The sequence below is a fragment of the Candidatus Binatus sp. genome, from assembly GCF_030646925.1.
GTDB lineage: Bacteria > Desulfobacterota > Binatia > Binatales > Binataceae > Binatus.
In genome coordinates this window covers 58793-75702 of the sequence record NZ_JAUSKL010000063.1, presented here as the reverse complement: position 1 = coordinate 75702, position 16910 = coordinate 58793, and the positions used below count along the sequence as shown (strand labels likewise).

At 58.7% G+C, this 16910-nt stretch carries 11 protein-coding genes and 1 tRNA gene; 1 reads left to right on the top strand and 11 read right to left on the bottom strand.

Annotation, left to right across the window (positions count from 1 at the left end):
- Position 1 precedes the first annotated feature (1 nt).
- The 6 genes from Q7S58_RS10235 to Q7S58_RS10210 form a co-directional block, all read right to left on the bottom strand.
- A complete protein-coding gene (locus Q7S58_RS10235) occupies positions 2 to 3028 on the bottom strand; it encodes an SLBB domain-containing protein (protein ID WP_304824515.1) in 3027 nt (1008 codons plus the stop codon).
- 128 nt (positions 3029 to 3156) lie between these two features.
- Entirely contained in the window at positions 3157 to 4641 is a 1485-nt protein-coding gene (locus tag Q7S58_RS10230) for a sugar transferase (protein WP_304824512.1), read from the bottom strand.
- A 465-nt stretch (positions 4642 to 5106) separates the two neighbouring features.
- A complete protein-coding gene (locus Q7S58_RS10225) occupies positions 5107 to 6786 on the bottom strand; it encodes a capsule assembly Wzi family protein (RefSeq protein WP_304824509.1) in 1680 nt (559 codons plus the stop codon).
- Between the two features lie 485 nt (positions 6787 to 7271).
- The gene (locus Q7S58_RS10220) at positions 7272 to 8582 is read right to left on the bottom strand and encodes a glycosyltransferase (RefSeq protein ID WP_304824506.1); all 1311 of its coding nucleotides are present in this window, start codon (positions 8580 to 8582) and stop codon (positions 7272 to 7274) included.
- A 135-nt stretch (positions 8583 to 8717) separates the two neighbouring features.
- Positions 8718 to 9833, bottom strand: coding sequence for a glycosyltransferase (locus Q7S58_RS10215; protein WP_304824503.1), 1116 nt, complete (start codon positions 9831 to 9833; stop codon positions 8718 to 8720).
- 414 nt (positions 9834 to 10247) lie between these two features.
- On the bottom strand, positions 10248 to 11159 hold the full coding sequence (locus Q7S58_RS10210) for a glycosyltransferase family 2 protein (protein WP_304824500.1): 912 nt from the start codon (positions 11157 to 11159) through the stop codon (positions 10248 to 10250).
- A 150-nt stretch (positions 11160 to 11309) separates the two neighbouring features.
- On the opposite strand from Q7S58_RS10210, the gene Q7S58_RS10205 reads away from it, so the two are divergent.
- Positions 11310 to 13058, top strand: a complete 1749-nt coding sequence (locus Q7S58_RS10205) for a tail fiber domain-containing protein (protein WP_304824497.1) — start codon at positions 11310 to 11312, stop codon at positions 13056 to 13058.
- Positions 13059 to 13092: 34 nt separating this feature from the next.
- Here Q7S58_RS10205 and Q7S58_RS10200 read toward each other — a convergent pair whose 3' ends face one another.
- The 5 genes from Q7S58_RS10200 to Q7S58_RS10180 all read right to left on the bottom strand — a co-directional run bounded on the left by Q7S58_RS10200 (position 13093) and on the right by Q7S58_RS10180 (position 16897).
- A complete protein-coding gene (locus tag Q7S58_RS10200; protein WP_304824494.1) occupies positions 13093 to 13920 on the bottom strand; it encodes an alpha/beta fold hydrolase in 828 nt (275 codons plus the stop codon).
- Between the two features lie 17 nt (positions 13921 to 13937).
- Positions 13938 to 14864 (bottom strand): sulfotransferase domain-containing protein, encoded by a 927-nt coding sequence (locus Q7S58_RS10195; RefSeq protein WP_304824491.1) that lies wholly within the window; start codon positions 14862 to 14864, stop codon positions 13938 to 13940.
- Between the two features lie 327 nt (positions 14865 to 15191).
- Positions 15192 to 16022, bottom strand: a complete 831-nt coding sequence (locus tag Q7S58_RS10190) for a hypothetical protein (RefSeq protein ID WP_304824489.1) — start codon at positions 16020 to 16022, stop codon at positions 15192 to 15194.
- Between the two features lie 52 nt (positions 16023 to 16074).
- Positions 16075 to 16302, bottom strand: coding sequence for a hypothetical protein (locus tag Q7S58_RS10185; RefSeq protein ID WP_304824485.1), 228 nt, complete (start codon positions 16300 to 16302; stop codon positions 16075 to 16077).
- Between the two features lie 518 nt (positions 16303 to 16820).
- Positions 16821 to 16897: transfer RNA gene (locus Q7S58_RS10180), tRNA-Arg, on the bottom strand.
- Between the last annotated feature and the right edge of the window lie 13 nt (positions 16898 to 16910).

Genomic DNA, 16910 nt, shown 5'->3' with positions numbered 1-16910 from the left:
GCTACAGCCTCAACGCCAGCAGCCCGACAACTCCCAGCGTCATCGCGCTTTGCGCCACGATCGTCGCAATATCCTTCGCCCGCTCCAGTTTCACGAAGCTTTGCACGTCTTCGGGCACATAGATAGTGTCGCCCGCCTCGAGCTTGGCGTTCATCAACCCACCCGAAATCAGAGGCAGCGCCGGAAAGATGCTGCCGGATCCGGTATGCTTCAAGCCCTCTTCGGTGACAACCGCGCCATCTGCCTGGACAACCATCAAGTTGTCCATATCGGCGTTGTTGCTGGGACCGCCCGCCCGGTACAGATAGTCCTTCACCTTGAACCCCGGCTGCGGAACAAGCGACGTCGGGCTGTTAACCTGGCCGAGCACGTTGATCGAGAGCGGCTGCAACGGAACGGTGACGTTATCGCCGTCCTGCAGGACGACATTGGTGCGGCGTCCGCGCCCGCTGCTGCGATCATTCCACTGAATCACGACTCTGCCGTCAGCCTGCGCAGTCTGCGCCGCCGCCAGCAAGTGCTGCAGGGTGGCCGTCTGTGCGGCGAGTTTGGTATCCGCGCCGCCGCTTGAAGAGGTCGGCGCTGAGAGCGTCAGCTGCATCAGGTCCTGCGCCAGATGCATGCGGCTATCGTCGAGTTGCCGTTGTTCGATGGCCTGCACCGATGCGCGCGTAAAAATCAGCCCTTTGGGGAATGCGTCTGGCAAGAACCCGCCGCACTTGTCGAGTAGTTCATCGAGCGTTTCGCCCTCCCGGATCGGATACACGCCCGGCCGCGGCACCCGGCCGCCGACCGTGACCGTCCATGGCAGATGCCAGTTGGTGGCGGTGCGGATAAATAGCTGGTCGTTGTTTTGCAGCAACGGATTCGATGCCGAATTGGCGGCCAGCGCCTGCCTCAGATCGACTTCCATGTAGGTGTGCTCGGTATGCGCTCCATCGATCACTTGAGTTCGCGCCAGCGTTGCTTGCTGCTGATAGGCGTTATCACTTAGCCCTCCCGCAAGGTAGACCAAGTCGCTCACCTTCATTCTCGGATCGAGCCGATAGCTGCCGGGCATCCTGACCTGGCCGGTGATCGACACGCTCGGCAGATCGCGGAGATTGTCTTCGCTGTAGATCGTAACTTCATCGAAGGGCCGCAGCGCGATATTCTGCGGGCTGTTCGAATCCGCAATGATTGCGCCCAGGTTCAGTGGCAGATAATGGGCGTAAAGCTCCTTGCCCTCCAGCCGTTTCAGCAGGGCGTACTTGAAATAGGTATGCGGCTGGGTGCCTTCGCCGAGACTGACCAGGTCGGTCACCCGCATCTGCTTGTTCCACTGGAAGTCGCCGGGCCTAAAAACGTTGCCGATCAGGCGCACATAGTTCTTCTGATCCGGCAGCACCGGGAACACCTTGATCAGATCGCCGTCGATCGTCTCGAAGTTCCTCGCCGCCAACTGATTGATCGGCGTGTCCAGCACGATTCGCCGCACATGGTCCTGCACCCGCTGCACCTGCACCCGCTGCGTATATGCGAATGCCCCGACTCCGCCTGCCAGCGCGACCGCGTCGGCCAGCCGTTCGGTCGGATGAGCCATCTCATATATTGCAGGACGCTTCACCACGCCTGCGATTCCGAACGCCGGTCCGATCACGGGCACATAGATGACGTCGTCTTGTTGCAGCCGGATATCCGCCGACGTGTCGCCATGCATCAGGATACTGTACAGGTCGACCAGGCTGATCAGCTTGTCGTGGCGCTTCACCTGGACCTTGCGCAGCGATCCAATCTTGGAAATTCCGCCGGCGGCCGCAAGTACGTTCGAGACGCGCGAGAGCGCACTCACCGTGTATGGCCCGGGTTGCTGTACTTCGCCTACCACGAAGACCTGGATCGTGCGCAATTCACCCATCGTGACGTCGGCATGGACGCCGGTCATCGTGCTGGTTTTGGCCTCGATCAGCTTCTTGGCCTGCTCGAAGGTCAGGCCTCCAACTTCGAGCGGACCGACCTGTGGGATCTCGACCTGGCCGTTGCGCTGGACCTGCAGGCTCCAGCTATCGTTAACGCGTCCCCAGACCAGCACCCGGAATTCATCGCCGGGGCCGACTATATAGTCGGAGCCAACGGGCACGTTGTTTACCGGCGCAAAAGTCGAAACCTGGCCAGAGAACATCGAGTAGCCGTATTGGTAGAGATTCTCAGGTGTTGCGAATTCCTCGACCTGGCCGGTCACACTCTGCTTGAAGGATTTTTCGATCGACGACATGGTCCTGCTGTCGTTGGTCATCTGCTGCATCTGGACGCCACCGGAGCCGCCGGACGGTTGACCGGGGGTCATCTGCGTCTGAGTCGATTGACCATTCGGCTGCACCTGCAACTGATTCATGCGGCCTCGGACCATCGAAAGCTGGTTCTGGGTCAATCCCAGCGTCGCGGCTACCGAGGCGATATCGGTCGGCGACATGCCGTTGGTGGCGAGCTTGGCGCTGATCGACTCGATCTGACTGCTGTTCAGGCTGCCGCCATTGGCGATTTGCGATCTGATCGACTGGATCTGATCGCACGATAATCCCATCTGGTTGGCCAAGGCACTTTGGCAACCCGGACCGACGGTGTTGAGCATCTTGGCCGCTTCCTGCGGGCTGATCCCGGTTCCGTTAAGAATCGACGCCCCGGAAGTGCTGCCGGACATGCCCGCGCCGGCCGCGGGAGCGACGAATTGAGCACTAGCGTTGCTAGACGGCGGCCCCACTGGTCCGCTGTTCCCGGGCATCCCGCCGTTCGGGGCGCCGGACATCATCGGTCCGCCCGTCGTGCCCGGCATTCCTGCGTTCGGACTTCCGTAACCCGGCCCGCCGCTCGGAGCTGCGTAGCCGCCGGTCGGAGCACCATATCCGGGACCGCCGCCAGAGCCAACCCCCGAAGAAGCCCCGCCGCTGGAACCGCTCGACATTTGCGCGCGCGCAGGCGCCGGCAGAGAAGCTATCGCCACTACTAACAGCACCGTCGGAAAAAGATTTAGCTTGAGCTTTCCGTTCATTGCGATCTTCCTCTGAGACAAATAATCCGATTAACCAAGGCAGAACCCAAGTAGAACCCTGATGCCTGAGCTACGACCGCGACCCGGCCCGCCAATATCGCGCTCGAGGTCGCTGGCTCATTGGCCCCCTACCACCCTTCTGCGCGCGCGACTTTGAGGATTGTCCTGGTCAGGATTTTACAATCCTGCCAGAGCGACCAGGTATCGATATACTCGCAGTCCAGCCGCACCACTTCCTCGAAATTATTAACTCTGCCATTGCCGGCCAGTTGCCAGTTGCCGGTTATTCCCGGCTTGAAGCTCAGCCGCCGGTAATGATGATGCTCATACTGGGCGACTTCGTTGGCGGTCGGTGGCCGGGTGCCGACCAGGCTCATATCGCCCTTCAGCACGTTCCAGAATTGTGGAAGTTCGTCCAGATGAGTCTTGCGCATGAAGGCGCCGGTCGGGGTGACGCGCGGGTCGTTCTTCATTTTGAAGAGCAGCCCGTTCATCTCGTTCTGGCCCATCAGCCCTTCGAGCCGCGCTTCGGCGTCGGGATACATTGTCCGGAACTTGTGGAGGGTAAAGACGCGGCCATTCTGCCCTCGCCGCTGCTGGCGAAAGAAAACCGGTCCGGGCGATTCACGCTGCAGCCGCCACGCGTAGAAAGGAAGAATCAACGCACACAGCACCAACCCCGACATCGCCCCGACTACATCGATCACCCGCTTGACCAGCAGCGGAATAGCTTCCTGCGGAATCGTTTCGAGCGAAATCAGGTACGTTCCCTTGCCCAGATCCTCGACCTGGTATCCTCCCACGTTGGTCTGCGGCAGCTTGATCATCGTCCGGAAGATTACCCCGCGCTCGGCGCAGACCTCAGCCAGGTTCTGCAGTCCCGGCGCTTCTTCCCATGAGCAGACTGCCACCACCTCGTCGGCCGAATACTCCCGCAACGCATCGCCCCATCCATTCGTCCGAATGCCGTCGCCCTTGCCGTTGCTCGCTCCGTTGGTATGACCGTTCAGGCGACCGTTGCCGTTGGCAGCCGCGGCAAACGTCGGCGATACCACCCCGATTACCTGGATTCCCCAGTGCGGATGCTGTTGCAGCAGTTGGAAGTACGTGTCGGCGTGGGCGAGGTCTCCGACCAGCAGGACTTTCCAGTGTTCGCGAGCCCGTCGCCGCCGCGCGAGCTGGCTGAGCATCTGCTTGACCGCGATCTTCACCGCCAGCAGCATCAAAAAGCTGATCACGAGGAACAGCTCGAGCAGCAGGCGGCTGATATTGAGCTTCGTCGCGAGATACAGGACGCTGAGCAGCGTAAGGCCGCCGAGCGCCTGCGCTTTGACGAGGCACTTCAGGATCCGTCGGCCGGACTCGTAGGTACGGGATCCGTAAAGCCCAAACCGTCGGAGACAGACCGCCCAGGTGGGTAGGATGACCCAGAGAATCCAGCTATACGAGGCGAACGGAAACACCGGTCGATTCCGCGGTTGGAGCATGCTCTCGCGGATCGGGTTGTCCAGATAATCGCGCAGCAAATACGCCAGCACGAAGCTTGCGATCAGCGTGGCCGCATCGCACAGCAGCATGATCTGCGCAAATATTTGTTCCTTCCGCTTTACCATTCGCTCGGGCTATCCGATCGACCGCGCGGTTAACTCGCGCCAGCTCGCACGGCCTGAAAATCCGCCAACCGCCGTCGCGCCGCCAATCCGCGCAGCCGGGTCGTTAGAATCAGGCATAAATCGAATCCGCTCGACCGGGCATGCGTCCGCCATCCCGCATCTGTGGCGGCAAGTTCAGAGAGCACTTAAGTAGGTCGCGAACGATAGTCGCCGGCCCTGATGCAAGGTAGTCCCACGAGGTGTGACGACCACCAACGCATCCTAATGATAAGTAAAAGCTATTTCAAGAGGCTATTTGAAGCATCAATGCTAATCTGCGGAACAAAGCTTAGAGCAATCGAGAACCCGATTCTCCCTCGCCAAAAATAACTGCTGCGTGCTCCGCGCTAAGTCTCGCCGGTTCATCGGCGCTTGATGACAATCAGTTAGCAGACGTGACTACCTGCTAACGCATTAAAATGCATCTTATCTGAATTTTAGGCTCGGCCAGGATGGCATCACGCCAAAGCTGAGCTCGAGCATCGTGCGGACCGAGTTGCGGCTGGAATAATTTAGATTCTCGACATACTCAGCCGAGAGTCTCAGTCGAACCTGACCGAGCGTCTGACCCGAGCTCTGAAATTTGGCCGGAATATGGAGGAACGTGAATGCGCCGCCAAACCCGTTTTCGTTGGCGACCAGCACCGATCCGTTCTGGAACGGGAGCATCGACCTGCGCTCGAAAAAGAACTCGGAGCCGAGCTTGGTTTGGTAGTTGAACCAGCGGCCGATCTGCGCATTCACGTGCCATGCGCCGGGTCCGAGCGGGTCGCCCATCAAGTTGTTCTGATAAACCCAATACAAACTGTCGTTGTGGGTCGAATACCGCGAATCGAGCAGCGTGTACTCCGCGCCGGCGTCGGTCAGTCCGTCGGCGGTCAGTTGCGGAGCATAGATGCCGAAGGTGTAGGAGGGAGCCTTGAACGGAGTCTTGATTTGCAGGCTGTTGCCGAACGGCTGAAAAAAGTCCTCGCCGAGAATTTCGTAGTAGAATTGCGTGTTCCGAAGCTGCGGAACGATCAGCTTCGCATAAAATCCCACTCTCGAGTTGGTATTGCCGTCCTTGGCGTTGCCGGTCGCGAACCCGGTCGCGCGGCCGAGAAATCCGCCGAAACCGTAGTTGCTGTTGCCCGAGCCGCCGAACATGATCACGTGATTCACACCGAACTCAAAAAACGGGAACGGCTTGAACGAAACCGTCTGCCCTGAAATCCAGGGGCGGGAAAATGTCCGGTCGCTATCGAGCTGCCCGAAAATGATGACGTGGCGCTCCTGGCCGAGGTACTTCAGGAAGAACGGCAGCACCGAGGGATGGATATTCTGCAGGCGCAGCGCCGCGAACGGCTGGCCGTTGTTTCCCTGCGAGAGCGAGCCGAGCCCGAAATGCGAAACGCCCCAGGCGGTTTCCTCCTTGCCGAAGGAGATGGCGGTGTTGCCGAGGCTCAGCACCGTGGCGGCGCTGAAAACGCGGAAACGATTCGTACCTGGAATCGATCTCGTCATCGGTCCGGCGACGCCGCCTTCGCCATAGAACGTCAGAAAGCCGCCGACACCGCCCCATCCCGCCAGCCGCGCAACTTCGTTGCTGCCCGGCGCCGTGGGGATTCCGTCGGAGTCCGGCAACAGCGGCGTCAGTTCCTTGGCGCTGAGCGAATTTCCGCCGCTTGAAAGCCAGCTCCGCCGTCCGCCGCTCGAGAAGATATACTGGCCTTCGACCCGCTCGATCGGCTTCAGCATCGTCGGCAGGTAGTCTTCGCGGTCGTGTTCGAGCCAACTCACTTCTTCGGCGAACTCGAGACGGAGCGACCGGATCAGCGAGGCCGCCAGGCGGGCGCTCGGCAACGACGAACTCTGCTCCTGTTGCGCCTCGAGGATGAGCCTCGCCACTTCGACTCGAGCGATCGGTTTGATCTCGTTCAGGTAGGTTTGAATCAAGCCGAGGCCGGAGAGCGTCTCGAGTTCCATGTAGGCTGGATCATCGAGCGGGACGTAGGCGGCGTAGGTGCTGGCCGACGCCGACGATGCGGCCGCGAGGAAGGCAGCCAGAACCAGTAAATTTATTTGAAATCGCAGGATGCTGCCTCCGCCACCAAAGCCTGCCGACACAATTCAGCAGGTCAGCCAGCGATTTAGATACACTAAGACAATTTCAGCGTCTAGGGCCGGCGATATCTTTTCGATCGATCTCCGCGCCTGGCCGCTGCATTTCCGGTCGACGCAACAGAATCAAATTCCCGCCGAACTGAAGCGCGTTCCCTCAGTGGGCGCCCCACGATGCGCTCGGGATGATCACGTGCGCGTCCGCCGGACTATCGATAACTCGGATAGCCTGACTCGATGGCCGACATATAGCGAACGCTTCACTCGATTCCCCCCGAAGCCGATCAACCAAGCGTACTCTTTTATGTTCGATGCCAGCTTATGTCAAGTCTGAGAGGCGCTTGGCTTGACTCCTTCGGGACCCTTTTGAAACGTCAGATTCTCCAGCAAAATCCAATGATTATTAACCAATGCCTGTAAACCCTGAGGGTCCGCCCCGATCTCCAGTTGCACGCCTGCTACAAGAGCAATCTATCGAACCACGCCGCTCTTCAAGCTTTGGCGTTCCGAAGCCGCAATCGATGCGCAATCGCAGACTCCAATGCGCAACGGTGGGTTTCGGCGCAGATGCTCAGGTCGAAGCGCCTGACCGCGTCGCGCCTCGCCTCTTCTCCCATCGCCCTTCTCATCTCGGGGTCTTGAATCAGTCTGAGTGCGGCTGCTGCCAACTCGGCCGGATTCGCCGGCGGGACTACAAAACCCGTCTGGCCGTTGCGGACCGCTTCAGCCATTCCCGCGACATCGGTCGCAACGACGGGCACACCAACCGCGAGCGCTTCCAAAGAGGTAGTTGCGACTCCTTCGTATCGAGAAGAGAGCATCTTGACGTCCATCGCGGCGAGATAGCGGTGAGTATCCATTCTGGGGCCGGCGAGTATGAACTGCTCCGGGGGAATGCCGGAGCGTCCGATCTCCTTTTCCAAATTTGCCGCGTAGGTTCTGTTTGTCTCCGACCTCGCGCCAATCCAGAGGAAATAGGTCGCAGGCTCCTGCTGGAAAATGAGGACGGCGGCACGAATCCAGTATTCAAGGCCCTTTTGCGAATTCAGATTTGCCACGGATCCAATCACCGGAGCGTCCATCGGAATGTTAAACTCTTTTCTGACCTCTTCGCGGCTCAACTCATTTGGGCGGAATAGCTTGGTGTCCACCGGCGGGTAGAAAGGAAAGACTTCGACCGAAGGCTTTCGTTCGCCCAGGTAAGTCCGTTGCAGGTTTTCGCCGGTAAACATGATTGCATCGGCAAAGCGTTCGATCATGCGCATAATCAGCGGCCTCAGGAGAGCTACCGAGTGGAGGTTCGCGACCTGCCAGACGATCGGAATATTCTCCAGGCGCGCGGCTATTGCCTCGTGCGGGTTCGTGTAGCCACCCGTCATCACGACATCGATCCGCTGTTCGCGAAGGAGCCGTCTGATGGCAGCGACCTCGCGAGGCAGAGTGACGAGGTAAGCCAGATGTTTGCGCGGATCGACACTCTTGCGCGTTCGATGAAGAGGAATCTGGAAAACCGTGGAACCCGCTGCCCGTACGCGCTCAGCAGCGTTGCCAGGCTCGTCTGGCAGCAGCACTAACACCTCCCATCCGCGGGGCGCCAGCGCGGCGTTCAGCCTCATGCCCCAATTGTGCGGCCCGCCGAAGACCGGGTAGTGGCAAACAAACAATGCTCGCCGGACATCAAGCCGGTTCTTCTCTTTCGTTGATGGCGTCGAAGCGGTTCGCGTGCCGTAGTCATCGCCGGTGGCCGCGTCGCCGGCGCGGGCGACGAGGCCTTTTTTCGAGGATTGTTCAAAATTATCCAAGGGCTTCCTCCGGAAACGAGACGCCTCTCACTTAGATGGCAACGAGATGTGATGATGGCGAACCGCCGATGAAATCGATCGTCAGGATACCGTCCGGATCAAACACGAGATCAGGTAGTGGAGGGGCGCATACGATTAGGCCTTGAGCCATTTCAAGGTTTCTGCGGCCGCGCCGGTCCAGCCGAAGTCGCGCCCCCGGCGCGCGCTGCGTTCCGAGAGGGCGCTCAGTTCGGCTGGATTCTTGTAGAGCCGCCGCAACTGCGCGGCCAGCAGATGTTCGTCGTCGGGATCGAAGTAGATTGCGGCCTGGTTGCAGATTTCGCGATTGATCGCCGTGTCCGCCGCGAGAATCGGCAGACCGAAAGCCATCGCCTCGACTTGCGGAAAGCCGAAGGACTCGCAAACCGACGGGAACACGAACACCCGCGCGGCAAGATAGACCTCTGCCACGCGCTCGGGCGCGAGCTCGCCGTGATTCACGACCGCATGCTCGACGCCTATTTTGCGCGCATACGCCATCACCGCCCGTGCGCCCGGATTGTCGATTACGTCGAGCGTAAGATGCAGCCGGGCGGGAACGCCTTCATCGTCGAGCAGGCGCAACGCGCGGAGCAGCACCTCGAAATTCTTGTATCCGCGGTAAATCGCGACGTAGGCAATCTCGAAGGTATCGCTGGGACCGGCTCGATAAGCCGGCCGCGGTTGGCCGTTCAAGATTCCCGGGCCATGATGAACCGTGCTCACGCGGTCGCGGGCGGAAGGCACCTTCGCGATCACCGAGCGCGCCATCGTATCGCTTTGCACCAGGATTCGGTTCGCGGCTCCCACCGAATGATAGGTCCAGCGCTTCTTGAGCCACAGGTTGAACCGCTCGGAGACGGTCAGTCGTTTGCGCAACTCCTTGGAATTGTAAAAAAACTTGGCGTCCTGAAGGAGCAGCACCGAGCGCCGGCGGGTGAACGGCGGCAAGTAGCAAATCTGCGAAAAAAGCACATCGATTTTGTGGCGCCGCAGCCACAGCGGCAGCACCGCGACGTACCAGAATGCCACCCGCGAATAGCTGCCGCTGGTCCAGTAAAAGTGGTGATACTTGACTTGCGGATTTCCCTCGAGCGCGGGCGGCGTCGCCAGATTCGCCAGCACGTGGTATTCGTTCTCGGGCGCTATCTCGACGAATCCCGTCAGCAGTTTGTTCAGCACCACGAGCGTGCCGCCCTTGCGCAACGTCAGTGCGTTAATCGCTATTTTCATTCCGCCCACAAAACCGAAACTGACCCGCCGCCCCCGCGAGCATCAGGTCGAGCGTTGGCGGCAGGAGGTAAGACTCAGGTTGATTGTCAGACGAGGGCGAGACCGCACGGCGCATTGCCATCGTCACATCCTCGCGGTTCGAGCGTCGTCGTATTCATTTGGCAATTGCCATCGCGTTTGCGGTCTCTCCAATTCGGTTCGCCGCGCCAAACGGAATTTATTGGGATTAAAATGCGAAGGCAAGCCTAAGCTAACATCCGATCAGTCGCAATACCATCAAATTGGATGCAAGCATGACTGCTTCAGCGCAATTATAGTTCTAATAATCATATAGAGTGATTACGATATCGTACGCGATTTCATTTTATTTTTAAAGTGCTTATTCGCGCTTAACTGTTAGGACGCTCCGCCCCCCTAGGGAAATCGGGTTCGCGCATAGAGAAAAAACCCCGATACTGACGCCATCAATTCGCGCAAGCGGGGAATTCCCACTTTGGGTGCGGTCGAAGAAGTCCGCCAATCGCGAGGCTCGCGGCGCAGGCGGCTGATTGCGTATCGAGCGATATCGAAAATGTGACGGGGCTGCTCGACCGCGATCAGGGTCAGAAATGCCATCTGCGAGGCGCGCGTACGCATCCATCGCGAGCGCACCTCCTCCATCGAACTCGGGTATGGATGAGCAACGATTGCTTCGGGAGCGTAAACGACTCGATACCCGCGGTCCACCAGCGCCAAAAAAGCGTGCTCCTCTTCGCCGGCATAAAGCGGCGCGCCGCGGCCGAGGCGAAGATCGAAGCCGGGCCAGGATTCGAATGCGCTCCGCCTGAACGCCATGTTCGCGCCCATCCCGATTCCGCCAAACATAAGCATCTCGAACCATTGCGGGATGCTGCGATCGATTACCCGGCGTCGCTCGCCGTAGTCCGTTAGGCCCATCCGGTGGCAGAACCGCTCGGCCTCAGTTTCAACCCTGGTCGGGACGATGCGACCCGTGGTGGCCATCACCAGCGGATCCCTAAACTCGTTCGCCAGCACGGAAAGCCAGTTTTTCTCCGGAATTGCGTCGTCGTCGATGTATGCGATCAACTCGGTGCGCGATTCGAGTGCCCCGCGATTGCGTGCGCGGCTGAGACCAACGACGGGTTCAACCACGTAGCGGGCATCGAAGCGCGTCGCGAGATCGCGGGCGTCGTCGCCGGTCGGGGCGTTATCGACGACCAGGATTTCGAATTCGGGATAATCGAGCAGGCGAACAGCGTTGAGGCATCGTTCGAGCTCCAGGGGACGGTCCCTGGTGCAGATCACGACTGTGAAAGATGGAGTCATCAAAGGCGCCGAAAATCGCGGGGAGAGATTACGCTGTTGGCGGTCCCGCAACCAGCGGAGTTTGCAACTTGCCTGATAGGCGTGCGAGTTTGTATCAAAATTCGGGAATGATAATTTCGCAAAAAATTCTTCGACCATTGGGAGGAGCCCATGAACAGAACTTGCCTGATTGCTGTAGCCGTCGTCGCCCTGGTTCTTCCGCTCACCGCAGCATCGAGCTGGGCAGGGCCGCCGCCAAACAACGACACCAGCGACATGGGTAATACTGCGGGCGGCAGCGCCGCATTGTCGGTGAACACCACCGGCGCCAACAGCACGGCATTCGGAGATAGCGCACTCGGATCTAATACCACCGGCGGGGCCAACAGCGCCTTCGGCGCCGACGCATTGATCAAGAATCAGACCGGCTCAAGTAACACCGCGATGGGGTTCGGCGCGATGTTCAATAACATCAAGGGTAGCAACAACGCGGCGTTCGGCGTAGGCGCGCTCGATCTCAACGATGGCGACTTTAGCAGCGCATTCGGCGTCCATGCGCTCTTCGCCAACACGACCGGAAGCGCCGGCAGCGCATTCGGCTTCAACTCGCTGACCAGCAACACCACCGGGTTCAAGAACACCGGGATGGGCTTCAGGACGCTGCTGAGCAATACAACCGGCAGCTTCAATACCGCTCTCGGCGATTCCGCGCTGTTCAGCAACGTGAGCAGCGGCTTTAACGTCGCAGTGGGAACCGGCGCGCTCTTTCACAACACTGCCAGTAACAATACCGCGCTTGGTTCTGACACACTTCAGGAGAACACATCCGGTTCAAACAACACCGCGGTCGGAATTATAGCGCTGCAGAAGAACACCACAGGCACCAATAACACGGCGCTCGGTGGATTTGCGATGAACGTCAATACCACGGGAGGAGCGAACACCGCGGTCGGGGTGAGCGCGCTTCAGAGTACAACAACTGCCTCCGGCAACACTGCTGTGGGAATCTCGTCAATGTTCGGAAACACGACCGGCGTCAATAACGTAGCGGTCGGGGCCAACGCACTTTTCAGCAACAAGACGGGAAACAGCAACAGCGCGACCGGCGCGAACGCCTTGGTGAACAATAGCACGGGCAAGCAAAATACGGCCGAGGGAGTGCAAACTTTATTCAACAATACGAGCGGCAGCTTCAACCAAGGATTCGGAGTTCAGGCACTGTTTCATAACACCACCGGTCAAACCAATACTGGGTTTGGTTTTCAGGCGGGTTTCAACCTGACCACTGGCAATAACAACATAGATATCGCCAATCTCGGTGTGGCTGGCGATACCGGGATCATCCGAATAGGCAAACAAGGCACGCAGACGCAGACTTTTATAGCGGGGATCGCGGGCACCGCGGTGACTGGCAGCGACGTAGTGGTGAACGGCAGCGGCAAACTCGGCGTGGTGGTCTCATCGGCGCGCTACAAGCGCGACATCCATGAGATGGGCGATGCAACTGACGCCTTGATGAAGCTGCGGCCTGTCACCTTCGTTTATAAGGGCGATCGTGACGGCGCAAAGCAGTATGGCCTGGTAGCAGAAGAGGTCAACCAGGTCTATCCGGAGCTGGTGGTTCGCGACGAAAAAGGAACCGTCGAATCAGTACGCTACTCGATGCTCGCTCCGATGCTCTTGAACGAAGTCCAGAAGCAGCGCACAGTTGTTATCGATCAAAGGAAGATCAACGAACGGCAGGCCGCGGAGCTGACCAGCCTGAAAGCGCAGATCGTGGAGCTGAAGGCTGGCAACGAACGCACGCGAGCCAGCTTCGATGAGCGCCTTGCTGATCTGGAGCGTACAATGGCGTGGCGCTCAGGCGGCAACAGCTTGCATGCTTCCTTCAAACCTTCGCGACCATCGGTTCAGCAATGAAACGGGTCTTGAAGTAAGGGCTCTCAATAGTTAGCTAATTCGCCAGCCGAGCTAAGAACTCGCGCAGAATCCGATTGAATCGATCGGGATGCTCGAGATTGGGCAGGTGAGCCCCGTTCTCGATCGTTACGAGGCGCGCTCCTGCGATCTCGGTCGCGAGCCGCGCGCCAAGGGCGCGGATATCGTCGGCGTCGGAGTCCCCTATGATCACAGTTGCAGGACATTTGATTTCCCCGAGACGTCCTATAGCCGGCGGTGAAAGCTCCTGCTCCTGATGCGAAAAGCGCTCGACCGAGAAATTTTCACGATGAAGTTCCGCGGCGCGGGCGCGATAGGCCGAATCGACCTTGGCGGCGTCGCGGCTCGGACCGTCGATCCAGTATCGAGCCTCAAGATCGCGCGCAGAAGCCGAATCGCCTTGCTGGATCAACCGCATCATTTGGCCGAAATGATTGAAGGTTTGCGGCGACCAGTCTTTCCATCCACTAACACCGGCGCCGACCAGCACCAGGGCGCTTACCGTCTCAGGATGCTCCAGCGTGAAATCGATCGCCGTCGCACCGCCCATCGAGCATCCGACCAGCACCGCACTGGTAACGCCGATCGCGTCGAGCACGCTCGCGAGATCATCGCGATTCGCGTAGGGACCTTGCGTCATCCTGGACTTTCCGAAGCCGCGCAGATCCAAGCGGATAACCTGGTATTCGGCGGCAAAGGCTTCGAACTGCGGATCCCACATCCGGCGATCGCTAACTCCGGCATGGACAAAGATCAGCGCCGGGCCCCTTCCCGCGGTTTCAAAGTAGATCTGGCCGTCGCCGGAAGGCGCGAATCCGCCAGTTACTTTCAACCTTGCGTCCATCGGCCGACCTCCTTTCCTTAGGAGCGCGAGAGTAGTTCGAGGCTTTGAATCCGGTCGGTTGACGCGTCGGGCGAGCCAGCTGCCGATTGATCGCGATCACGCGGCGAATCCTTCCAGTCGGACAGATCCATTTGTAGCAGGTCCTCGACCGCCTCGACCTCACGGATGAAACGCCGGCGCACCCGCGCATCTTGCTCGAGGCTAAGTCCGGCAAACGGATCGCCGCGGCCAAAGCAATAATCCCATACGCCGATTCGTTCGAGCAGATTCATCGTGCGATAAAAGCCGCGGCGCTTTAGCCCGATCCTGAAGTGGCGTGCATTCTGTGCGAGCTTATGGCTGCGCGGCGCGCACGCAAAGGAGTTCCGCGAATTGCGGAGGCCCTTCACTTCCGACAAAGGATGCGACTCGATACCGATAAAGGCGCACACCCGGTCGAAGTAGGCCTGCTCATCCTTCAACTCTTCGTAGAAGCTGACGAACACGCGGTCGCGGCCGAAGCGCGCGATCCAGTCCGACAGATGAAAGGCGTATTTCGAACCCCTGATCACGTGCGGCCGCTGCTCGAGAAAATCTTCGAAGCCGGCCCTGGTGTAGGCGCGGCATCGCATCAGCTTGTAGGCCGAATAGGCGCGCTGGACGGGGTCGCGCAGCGTGATGATGATCTTGCACTCGGGGATGTGATGCTGGATGCGCTGGCGGGCCGGCGCGGAGCCGAAGTAGCAGCTAATCTCGCCCATCGGCAGGTCAGGCGGGCAATCGCGGAAATGGTCGAGGTACCAATCGATACCGCGATCGTAACAAACGTCGAAGAAGTTGGTTTCCTTAACGTGCGCGGGCAATCCAACGCGTCCGATGAGCGCGCGATGAAGCCACGTGGTCGCGGTGCGCGGCGGACCGACCGCGAGAAAATCGGGGAATCTGCGGTTCTTGTGACGCTTCATCGCAAGCGCCCGGCGCGCTCGCCGTCGATCCGTCGCGACGGCTGAGACCGGCCAGACCTCGGCAATGCATAGTGCATTCTGAATGCTATCGCAATCTCACCCGCGCGAATCCGCGACCCCTCACGCCGGCGCTCAGCAGGAAACAAAATTCGGCTGAAACCCACCCTGGGTTTCAGACTTCCTGTGGCAACGCGAAGCGGACTTCGGGCCGCAGGGCCGAATCGCTATAGAAGAAGATGCGCGCTCCGCGCTGTTAGTAAGGGTTCAGAAAAACGAGTGAGCGATGCGGTCTCGCGTCGGCCCCGCGACGCTGCAGCGTTGGCCGAATTATTTCGAGCCCTTCTGTGCCGGAAAGGTACTAATTGCCTTTTCTGCTCTTTGCCGACGCTCTAGCATCTCACGCTTATGCTTATCCTCATCGAGAATATAGAAGATCGCGTGCTTCAGCATCTCAAAGGCGTTGAGGCATTCAGTTTCCTCAAGCTCGTGCATACCTTTCGATAAGATCGCATATACTTTTCTGTTGCGAACAAGGAAATCCGGTAGGTGGTGCTTGAGAAACTCGATTTTCTCTTCCATGCGCTTGCCAACAAAATCAGCGTCGCTCCAGCCTTCTTGCACCTTGAACTCTTCGAACCGCCCCGCGATCAGCCTTTCGAATACACGCCGCAAATACACGAAAGAGCCGACACCAACGCCGTGAGCGGCCAAGCCGATTGCTCGATGAAGTTCTGCGCCGTCCTCTGACTTAAGAACTTGTCGATATGTGCGGCTTTCGTCGTTGGCTATATCTGCGAGCGAGGGATACTGTCCGATTTTTTGAATTAGCGGCTTCTTGATCCTAAGTATAAAAAGGACTGTATGGTTCTGGTCACGAGCACATGTAATTTCGAAACCCACGGCTTCAGCATTTTTAACCGCATGTTCAAGGTCGCCAATTTGTATAGTTCCTGCTGTGCGACTAAAAGTGGCAACCTTGTGGCAGTGAGGGCAGTACCCATCCACGACAAGAGGCTGAACGAACATGTCGAAAGCCATGCTGCCGCTCTCCGTTGCGACAGAGGCGAAATCATACTCCGCGTACAGGGGTGCCCCGAACAGAAAGTCCTCAATTGAAGATAGCAATGGAATTTTAGGTTCAGCGATCGAATCGGACATGTGGCCTGCTGCTTTTGGCTCGCAGTTTTCCGCGAGTTAACGTGCTGTAAGGTTACTCGAAAATTTGCCCATCCGGGTCTTCCGCTACGAGCCAAGCCTTCGCCAATTCCCAATTGCGCTCTTTTGCCTGCTGTTCGGTTGCGAAAACGCGCGTCGGTTCATCGTTAGCGAACTTGTGGACGTGCCATGTGCCGTCTTTCATGTGGCTAAGCGTGTACACGGCGGTCCATCCTTGTGGAGCCCTGATACGGTCGCATTTGTGCTCAAGTTTGTAGTCCATCCTCTCAATTCCCTTCGCACACCGTTCACTCGTTCTCTGCCGCTCCTGCCTGAATCTGTTCACCGGTTCAAGCAGTTGTACCGTACCGCTCGACGATCTGCACGCGCAGAATTCTTTTGTTTAGGAGCCTCGAGGGGACGAGCGATTCACGGAAAAGCTTTCCTTCCTCGATCCATTCGTAATCAGCAAATTCGTCCTCAGCCGCGTTCAGAGAAATCTCCAGCAACGCGTCGCCTTGAGCACCTCGTTCGGATCGACTGGGACCTTTGAAGCCCAAACGCCCTTCGCGCGTCAGCGCGACTGCACAAGCGGATCGCTGCGGCGTTGCGATCTACTAACACGTTGTGAGCTCTCGGGCACAAAATCACTGTGAGGACATTATCACTTAGTAGGGAGCAATTTCGAGCTTACTGAAAGCGCGGAGCGCGCATCCTTTAGTCACAGGAAGTCCGAAACCCAGTGTGGGTTTCGGCCGAATTGGTTGCTGCGATCTGACGCGCCAAGTGCGCGTTGCGACTTGGCGCGCCCGGAGGGATTCGAACCCCCAACCCTCAGATCCGAAGTCTGATGCTCTATCCAGTTGAGCTACGGGCGCGCGATGCGACGGC